This window comes from Mesorhizobium sp. WSM4983 (assembly GCF_029625765.1).
Classification (GTDB): Bacteria; Pseudomonadota; Alphaproteobacteria; order Rhizobiales; family Rhizobiaceae; genus Mesorhizobium.
Map to the genome: position 1 here is coordinate 239258 of NZ_JARTVM010000008.1, position 8876 is coordinate 248133.

Genomic DNA, 8876 nt, shown 5'->3' on the forward strand with positions numbered 1-8876 from the left:
CGATGACGCCTCTCTTTTCACATGCCGGCGAAAAAGCCTGGGAGCCGACGCCCGACGGCAACAGACGGCGCGTGCTGGTGCACACGGCCGAACTGATGATGGTCGAATTCGCCTTCGACAAGGGCGGCCTCGGCGCGCTGCACTCGCATCCGCACGTCCAGGCAAGCTATGTCGCCGAAGGCCGCTTCGAAGTCACCATCGACGGCAAGTCAAAGATCCTGGCAGCGGGAAGCAGCTTCATCGTGCCGTCCAACCTGGTGCACGGCGTCAGGGCGCTGGAAGCGGGGCGGCTGGTCGACAGTTTTGCGCCTTATCGGGCCGACTTCCTATAACGATGTTCCTGTTGCCAAAGAAAAACCCGCGCCGTAAGGCGCGGGTTTGTTGCCTGGGCGCTCGTGGCACCGCCGCGGTACTCAAACATTGCCGCAGGACGACAACGGTGCCGCAACATGGTGAAGATAGGTTTAACGAAGAGGACTGGCACTCTGCCGGCATATCGGCCAAAGAGACGGCGCGCCGCAGCTTTGGCACGGATGAACTAAGCCGGCGGGAGCGAAAGTCGGAAATGGACGTCGCACGAAAATCAGAAGCCTTTTTGCGCAAGGCCATCAGGCGGCCGATCAGAGAGGTTCGGCGCTTGGCGCTGGATGTGAAGCGGCTGTGGCGGCTTTGGTTTGCTGGACGCTCGGCGCCTTACAAGAAGATATTCATTGCCGGCTGCGCGCGCAGCGGAACGACGCTGACCCAGCGCCTGATGGGGTGTTTCGAGGACACCTTCGTCCATCGAGCCGAAGCGAAATACACCCAGCTGGATATGTTGGACCGCTCCGAAACCAACCTTGTCGTCAAGCGCACGGATCGGGGTCATATGCATCTGGCGAAATTGCCCGCCGCCATTGGCCTGATCTATTGCGTTCGCCATCCTTTCGACGTGCTCACCAGCTCGCATCCGGAAAGCAGGGCGGAGCGCCGGTTCCATGTCACCTCCGAACGCTGGCTGGCCGAATACGAGGCCTTGCTGCGGCTGAGAAAGGCGCAGCCGGACCGCGCGATCGTCTATGTCCGCTACGAGGACATGATCGCTCGGCCGGACGAGGTCCAGGAGAGGATCGCGCGAGCATTCGACCTCAGGCCGCGTATCCGCTTCAGCGAGGATGCCGGCAACCCGATACGGGCAACATCGCTCAAGAAGTGGGAACGGAACGAGGAATACCTTGCCTATCTCAAAGCCCTGCCCCCGGCCTTCCTCGCCCGGCTGAGAGGGTTCTGTGACGAGTTCGGCTATGACATGCCGGAGTGGGCAAACGCATGACGTCGATGCTCGGCCTTTCAGCCGAACGGCGAGGACCGTTGATTACGCCCGATATGCTGCCGGGCGATGAGGGAGCCAGCATAAACGGCCCATCGCTGGTGAGGATGCCGGCGTGGGCGACCGGCCGGCTCGCAACGTATCACCTCTATTTCGCGCATCACAACGGCACCCACATCCGCCTAGCCTATTCAGATACGCTGCAGGGTCCTTGGAGCGTTCACCCGGGCGGCGCGCTTTCGCTTGGCGAATGTCCTTTTCTGAGGGATCACATCGCCTCTCCCGACGTGCATGTCGACGAGCAGACCCGACGCATCGTCATGTATTTTCACGGCCCCGAGCGACATGGCCGCGAGCAGACGACCTTTGCGGCGACATCGGTCGACGGCCTTTGCTTCAACCCCAGCCCCCAGGCGCTAGGGCCGTTCTATGCGCGGATCTTTCGGCATGACGGCTGGTGGTATGGGCTTTTCGGCACCGGTAGTATCAGGCTTCGCCGATCTATCGATGGTCTTTCCGGTTTCGAGGAAGGGCCGGTCGTGCTGCCGGGCTCGAGCCGGGTTCGGCCGCGGCATGTGGCGGTGCAGAAGAACGGGGATTCGCTGATTGTCTATTATACGCGCAAGGGCGACGCGCCGGAGCGCGTGATTTACGGCAGCATCGACCTTTCCAAGGAGTGGCGGCGCTGGGTCGTGCGCGGCAGGACCGAATTGCTGAGACCCGGCACCGACTACGAGGGCGCCGGCCTGCCGGTTCGCCGCAGCAAGGCGGGCGTCGCAAGAAGCAAGGAGAACGGGCTGCGCGATCCGGCCATTTTCGAGGAGGATGGCCGGACCTGGCTGCTCTATGCCATTGCGGGCGAGAGCGGCATCGCGCTGGCCGAAATCCGACCGGGGGAACCCCGGGCTGCCGGGCTGCGAAAATTGATTGCGGATCTATGGAGCCGGCTTGGAGTCTAACGCGCCCTGCCTTTGCTAACCTCGGCTCAGTGGACACTGCCGACCGCCTTGCCCTGCCATCTCGGTATCGCCGGGTTGCGGCGCAGGGAGGAGCCGACACCTCCGGCAGAGACGGCGGCGCCGGCAGGCAAAAACGGCGGACAGCACGGGTTGCGATGGCGTTCGGGCGATCCGCGCCTTAAGAACGTGACCTCAGCCGAAACCGGGAATCACTCTCAAATGCAAAACGCGATGGCGGGGCGGGCATCGGTGGCGGGCATTGCGGCGGAGGGGCGCGATCCGAAGCGGCGCGTGCTGAAGGACGTGTTCGGCTTCGACGATTTTCGACCCGGTCAGGCCGAGGTGATAGAGGCGCTGCTGTGCGGCCGCCACGTGCTGGCGGTCATGCCGACCGGCGCCGGCAAGTCGCTCTGCTACCAGGTTCCGGCGCTGGTCCTTGGCGGGCTCACCATCGTCGTCTCGCCGCTGGTGGCGCTGATGCAGGACCAGGTCGCGGCGCTGCGGCTCGCCGGCGTCGCCGCCGATACGATCAACTCCTCGCTCGATCGCGATGCCAATGTCGCGGCGTGGCGCCGCGTCGCCTCGGGCCAGACGCGTCTGCTCTATCTGGCGCCGGAGCGGCTGATGACCGAGCGGATGCTCGACGCGTTGGCCAGGCTCGACATCCGGCTGATCGCCGTCGACGAGGCGCATTGCATCTCGCAATGGGGGCCAGCCTTTCGGCGCGAATATGAGGACCTTGCGCGGCTGCGGGACCTCTTTCCGAAAGTGCCGATGATCGCGCTGACCGCGACCGCGGACGAAACGACGCGCACCGACATTTCGGCGCGGCTGTTTGCCGAGCGTGTCGACACGCTGGTGCTGGGCTTCGACCGGCCGAACATCAAGCTTGCCATCGAGCCGAAGCAGGACAGCAAGCGCCAGCTGCTGCGTTTCGTCGAACGCCATGCGGGACAGAGCGGCATCGTTTATTGCCTGTCGCGCAGGAAGACAGAGGAGATGGCGGCCTTCCTCGAAAAGAACGGCGTCACCGCGCTCGCTTACCATGCCGGCATGAGCAAGGAGGCGCGGGACGCGAACCAAAACGCTTTCATGACGCTGTCCGGCGTGGTCATGGTGGCGACCATCGCCTTCGGCATGGGCATCGACAAGCCGGACGTCGCCTATGTCTTCCACACCGACCTGCCGGCGAGCCTCGAGGCCTATTACCAGGAGATCGGCCGTGCCGGCCGCGACGGGCGGCCGGCCGAGGCGCATATGCTCTACGGCCTCGGCGACATCCGCACGCGGCGCCTGTTCATCGACGACGAGGATGCCTCGCCGGAGCACAGGCGGCGCTCGCATGGCCGGCTGGACACGCTGATCGGCTATTGTGAGACGGCGCAATGCCGGCGCCAGGTCCTGCTTGGCTATTTCGGCGAAGGCGCCTCGCCTTGCGGCAATTGTGACAACTGCCTCAGCCAGGCGCCGCGCGCGGACGGAAGCATCGAGGCGCGCATCATCCTTTCGGCCGTCGCGCAAACCGGCGAGCGGTTCGGGGCCTCGCACATCGTCGACATCCTGCTCGGCCACGAGACCGAGAAAGTGCTGGCCCGAGGTCATCAAAGGCTTGCCAGCTTCGGCACCGGCGCGGCGCACAAGCGACCCGCGTGGCTGTCGCTGATCCGCCAGCTTGTGGCGGGCGGGTACCTGGTGCCGGACCCGGACGGCTATGGCGGCCTTGCCATTTCCGAGAGCGGCCGCGCGCTCGGGCGCGGCGAGATCGCCTTCGAGTATCGCGTCGAGACGCGGCACCGTTCCCTGCGCGACAAGGCGCGTTCGGCCCAGGCAGCGGCGGACGCCGAAGACCTGGACGCCGCGCTGCTCGCCACGCTCAAGGCGCTGCGGCTGCGCTTGGCGAAGGAACGCCAAGTCCCGGCCTATGTCGTTTTCTCCGATCGCACGCTGATCGCCATGGCCGAGCGCTGCCCGCGCGACCTCGCTGCCTTCGCCGAGGTGAACGGTGTCGGCGAAGCCAAGCTCAAGGAATTCGGCGAGGTCTTCTTGAGCGCGATTGCGGAGCATCAATCCGGCGGATCAGGTTGAGGCAAAATCGGCCGGCGCATCACGCTCGTCCCGCACAACCTACAAAACGGATCATTCGCATTCAAACGGCAATCGCCCGCAGCCAGCGCGCAACGCCCGCCCTCAAGTTGGCGCCCTGGATGGCCCCGACCATGATGCTTACAGCTTTCGAGGGCTGCAAGCCGGCCTCGCGCACCAGCGTGCGCCAGGTGAAGAAGCTCAGCGCCGGCTGAAGCATCGCGCGCTGGCTGCCGTCGAGGCCTTGGCCGAGCACGTCCTGGCAGGCCGTGGCGGCAAGCGCGTGCGCTTCATCGATACACCCGATACGCCGCACGCTGAAATGTGAACGGCGCCGATCGGTGGTTGCGCGCCGTTCCTGTGGAAACATTCCTGTTGCAATCTTCGAGGCAAACAGTTCGAATAAAGTCTTTCCGGGGGAACAAGAATTGTGAACAAGGGTGTGGTACGGCTTATTCCAAAGCCGAGGGCCTCAATATTCATCTGTGGTTGCGGTCATACCGGGTCGACCTTGCTCGCCCGGATATTGGCAGCGCATCCGGATGTCTTCAGTGTTCCGCGGGAGACAAGCGCTTTTGTCTCGGACAAAGGCGCCAGATGGACCAAGCTAAGCTTGCTTTTGCTTGAGGCGGCGATTTCGCGCCGGAGCGTCTGGGTCGAGAAAACCCCCGGGCATATTCATTACACCCGTCAGATACGCGAGACGATCCCGGATGCCCGTTTCATCGTGGTGACGCGCGATGGCCGTGATGTCGTGGCATCGCTCGGGCAGCGCTACGAGGGCGATTTCGACAGAGCGTTCCAAAGGTGGGTCGCCGACAGCAGGGCTTCGATGCTCTGCGTCGAGAGGGGCGGGGCCATGTTGTGGCGCTACGAGGACTTTATCGAGTCGCCTGCGCTTTCCATCGAACGGCTATGCCGCTTCATGGGTGTGGCTTTCGATGCTGCCATCCTGGACTATCACCGGCATCCGGTCGTCTGGGGAAGGGCAAGAAGAGTTCGCACGGCGCATTCGGCTCGCCGTTCGGCGCAGGTCAACCAACCGATAACCGACTACAGGGGCGGCTGGCGATCGAAGCTGCCTGAGGAATTCGCCTCGCGTTTCGAGGCAGGTGAGGCTCAGGAGCTGATGACCTATTTCGGATATTGCTGAGGGCGACTGTCGCGCTCCTTCGCCAAGGCTTCGGAGGGTATCTCGCTCGCTCTTAAGGGATTTGAGGCTTGTCCCGCCAAAGCGCGCAGCTCGAAGCAGGATGGCGGAGAGGGAGGGATTCCCTTTCACCTCTATGATACTGAAAATACTAGTCTTTTCGCGCTTTTTGTTACACAGTTTGTTACACAGCTACAACTACGATTTATAACCGCTCTAAGCTCGCAGCTTTTGGGCTCGCCTGCCCAATCCATCCGATCTGTCGAAACCGATGGCTTGTAGGACACTCCCGCGTGTGTACGTTGGGGCTTGGGTCAGAAGGTGACCCACAGCAAAGACGGGAGCGCCGCAGCGCAAAAGATCTCATCGGTCAAGGAACAGATAGTGAAGTAGCCTGTGACAATCGGCGCCAGCATCACCTCCAAAGCCGACCAGGAAAAACCCGCAAAAAACGTCGCCCTCAGATACCCCGTCGGCAATGAATATGGGACCGAAGTTGCGCGGCAGATCGGGCGTTAGATGCCTTCATGACATCTGAACCTGAGCAGGCTCCTACGCCGCGAGCCGGCACATTTCCGAACGGAGTTTCGTCCGGCTGCGCAAAAAGGTGCCCTGTCGAGACTTACTTGTTGGCCAAATGGCTTAGCAGGGACGAACTCGTGAAGAGATTGATAATGCAACACTATCAGTCGTTGTGCTGATCCGACAGGCTGTGCGTTTTGGCACGAAAATCATGGCGAAAAGCGCACCGGCACTTTACTCTCCAAATTATGATTCGCCTCGATCCCGCGACCGCCAGCTCCTCTGCGCCGCCCTCCGTTCCCGCGTGGGCGATCACAAGCGCCGGCGCGCCGAGTGACGGCGACGCCGCCTTCCGGGCCGGCGCCGCCCTGGGTGCCCTCGACACGCTCGCCCGCGCGCAGGCAGCCTGGGCCGGCGCTTGGCGGCAGCGGCTGGCGGTTCGCTGCGCCGCCTCCAGCATGCGGCTCGCCGGCCGCGCCGAGGATGCGGCCGCCTTGCGCGATGCCTGGCATTTGCGTCCCCTACGTGCTGACCCCGGTCCCGCAGGCGCCGTCTTTGGCGCCTGGCGGCAGTTGGCCAGGCAGCCGCCCGCCGCTACGCCCGGCCGGCTCGGGAAGATACTCGACCAGCTTGGCCTCCATTGGGACGGCGCCGCGCTCGCCGACCTTTGCACGCAGATCGAAAAACTCGGGGTATCCCAGCGGTCGGCGCCATTCGACGCCGCGGCGATCGCCGCTGAGGTCGTCGCCATGCGTCCCGATGCCGAAGTCTTTGGCTGGTGGCTCGCCGACCTGGTACTGGCGCAACGCCTGGGCTGGCCGCAGCCCCTGCCGCTCCTAATGGCGCAGGGTTTTGGACCATCTTTCCGCACCGAGGCCGGCGGTGGCCGGCGCATCCGGCCCGGGGACAAGAATTTTGAGCGGGCGGTTTGCATCGCGCTCGTCGCGGCCGCCGCGGACGCTTGTCGGTTGGCCGCCGAGCTGTCGCGCCGGGCCGAAAAACTCCTGGCGGTGGCGCCGAAACTGCGCGCCAAAGGCGCCGGCGACGTAATCTTTCTGCTGCTCAGTGAAGACGCCGTGTCCGGATCGCTGACGACGGACAATCTGTCGCGCTTTGCATCGCGACGGCTGTTCGAACGGCTGCAGCAACTGGAGGTCGTGCGCGAGCTCTCCGGCCGCCCCACATTCCGGCTGTTCGGGCTGTAGCGATGAGCGAAGCGTCCGCCCGCCGCAAGCCAAACGATCAGCCGGCGCTGCTCGACACCGAACTGGAACATCTGCCGCCGGAGCTGCGCTGGTGCGAATGGATGGCCCGCGTCGAAGCGGTGATCTTTGCGGCAAATGAACCGGTGACACGTAGTGTCCTCGCGCGGGTGGTGGGAAAAAACTGCAATATCGAGCTGATCATCGACGACATTCGCGCCGAACTCGCCGGCCGCCCTTACGAGCTGGTCGCGGTCGCCGGCGGCTGGCAGCACCGGACCAAAAAGGTTTTTGGCGACGCCATTCACGCAGCCTTCGGCACGGCAGCGGGCGAGGGAGCAAAAGAACTGTCGCAGGCGGAGGCGCTTGTCTTGATGTGCATTGCCTATTTCCAGCCGATCACCCGTGGCGAGCTGTCGAGCTTTTTCGGCAAGGAGGTGTCACGTGACCTGATCGGCGTGCTGCGCGCTGAGCAGCTGGTCGCCTCGGGGCCGCGCAGCCCGCAGCCGGGCGCGCCCTACACCTATGTGACGACCAAAACTTTTCTGTCGCAGTTCGGGCTCGACACGCTGCGCCAGCTGCCGGATTTCGAGGCGCTCGAGGACGCCGGGCTGCTGTCGAAGGAGAAGCTGCTGGATCATCCCAGGGTTTGCAGATATCGACGATGATGGCGCCAGCGCCGCGCTCGACGAATAGATGATCCCATCACGGCGGGACACACGCGATCTCGCCGCTCGTCACATAGAAGATTGCGCCACGCACGCCGTCTGGTCTCGCCGGCTGGGTCCTTCGCGTGACGGAAGGGAGGTGGCGGCACGCGTCCGCTTGTCGATGAAGGATAAGCGAACAGGCAATTGATCGAGCCTGGTCGCACATGTCGATCACCATTGAGAGCTCTCGAAGGGAGAAAGTTCAATTGAACCACGTCTACCTTGAGCTTCTCGCGACGATTGAGGCGTTAAGATCCAGCCCATCGGGGCGACCATTCAGACGCTGATGGACAAGGTTCGCGACCTTTCACAGACGATCAAAGCCCTGAAAGACGATCTCCACCAGACAGCCGGCTATGGCCTGCTAAGAACCTAGCCAGCCGGCGAGTGCCCATCCCGGCCATTGTCAGCGAGGCGGCCATCCCAACAAGATCGCCTTGCCGCCACCGCCAATGGCGGATGCTGACAGCAGCGCCATAAGAACGCCAACGTAGATGGGGAAGATCATCCTCGGGCTATTCGTCCTTCCAAATGACAGTCTTCCCCCGAAAATCCCAATGAAATTTGAGGTTGGCTTTCAGTACCTCGGTGGGGATCCTCGGCTCGATCGCTGTGTGGAGAGCGTTATACGTTTCTCGGCAGAAGCTCGGCGGCGGGACATTCAGCTTGTACCCCGACGGGTACCTAAAATCTTGCTGAGAATTCATCAGGTCAAGGTTGTTGGCAATCATCTTCACGTTCCCAATCGGCGGCATTCCTAGGGCCACTGCGGCTTCGTAAATGTCCTCGATCTTGTGACCGAAGCCGAGCCGGAGACCGCGTTTCGACACGCCCTTTGAAGCTAGATACGCTTTCAAGAGGAGTTCTAGGTGTGAGCTTTCGAGAGGTTGTCCATTCGGACCGGACCGAGGAGACTGGAGTTACCACGCTTCAGCATCCATC

8 protein-coding genes and 1 pseudogene are annotated in these 8876 nt (G+C 63.1%); 8 read left to right on the forward strand and 1 reads right to left on the reverse strand.

Annotated elements, in window-relative coordinates:
- Positions 1 to 2 precede the first annotated feature (2 nt).
- From P9254_RS21615 to recQ, 4 genes are all read left to right on the forward strand, one after another.
- On the forward strand, positions 3 to 332 hold the full coding sequence (locus P9254_RS21615) for a cupin domain-containing protein (protein ID WP_278057118.1): 330 nt from the start codon (positions 3 to 5) through the stop codon (positions 330 to 332).
- Between the two features lie 2 nt (positions 333 to 334).
- A complete protein-coding gene (locus P9254_RS21620) occupies positions 335 to 1312 on the forward strand; it encodes a sulfotransferase family protein (RefSeq protein WP_278057119.1) in 978 nt (325 codons plus the stop codon).
- Positions 1309 to 2268 (forward strand): hypothetical protein, encoded by a 960-nt coding sequence (locus tag P9254_RS21625; RefSeq protein WP_278057120.1) that lies wholly within the window; start codon positions 1309 to 1311, stop codon positions 2266 to 2268. Before P9254_RS21620 ends, P9254_RS21625 begins: the two co-directional genes overlap by 4 nt.
- A gap of 219 nt (positions 2269 to 2487) precedes the next feature.
- Positions 2488 to 4353 (forward strand): DNA helicase RecQ, encoded by a 1866-nt coding sequence (gene recQ, locus P9254_RS21630; RefSeq protein ID WP_278057121.1) that lies wholly within the window; start codon positions 2488 to 2490, stop codon positions 4351 to 4353.
- Positions 4354 to 4414: 61 nt separating this feature from the next.
- Here the strand turns inward: recQ and P9254_RS21635 are convergent, their stop codons facing one another.
- On the reverse strand, positions 4415 to 4666 hold the full coding sequence (locus P9254_RS21635) for a hypothetical protein (RefSeq protein WP_278057122.1): 252 nt from the start codon (positions 4664 to 4666) through the stop codon (positions 4415 to 4417).
- Between the two features lie 126 nt (positions 4667 to 4792).
- Here P9254_RS21635 and P9254_RS29120 point away from each other — a divergent pair.
- From P9254_RS29120 to scpB, 4 genes and pseudogenes are all read left to right on the forward strand, one after another.
- Positions 4793 to 4945: pseudogene (locus P9254_RS29120) on the forward strand (sulfotransferase); the annotation flags it as partial.
- 18 nt (positions 4946 to 4963) lie between these two features.
- Complete coding sequence (locus P9254_RS21640) at positions 4964 to 5503, forward strand: sulfotransferase family protein (protein WP_336619661.1); 540 nt, start codon at positions 4964 to 4966, stop codon at positions 5501 to 5503.
- Between the two features lie 767 nt (positions 5504 to 6270).
- Entirely contained in the window at positions 6271 to 7227 is a 957-nt protein-coding gene (locus tag P9254_RS21645) for a DUF1403 family protein (RefSeq protein ID WP_063169437.1), read from the forward strand.
- Positions 7228 to 7229: 2 nt separating this feature from the next.
- The gene (gene scpB, locus P9254_RS21650; protein ID WP_063169436.1) at positions 7230 to 7892 is read left to right on the forward strand and encodes an SMC-Scp complex subunit ScpB; all 663 of its coding nucleotides are present in this window, start codon (positions 7230 to 7232) and stop codon (positions 7890 to 7892) included.
- Positions 7893 to 8876 lie beyond the last annotated feature (984 nt).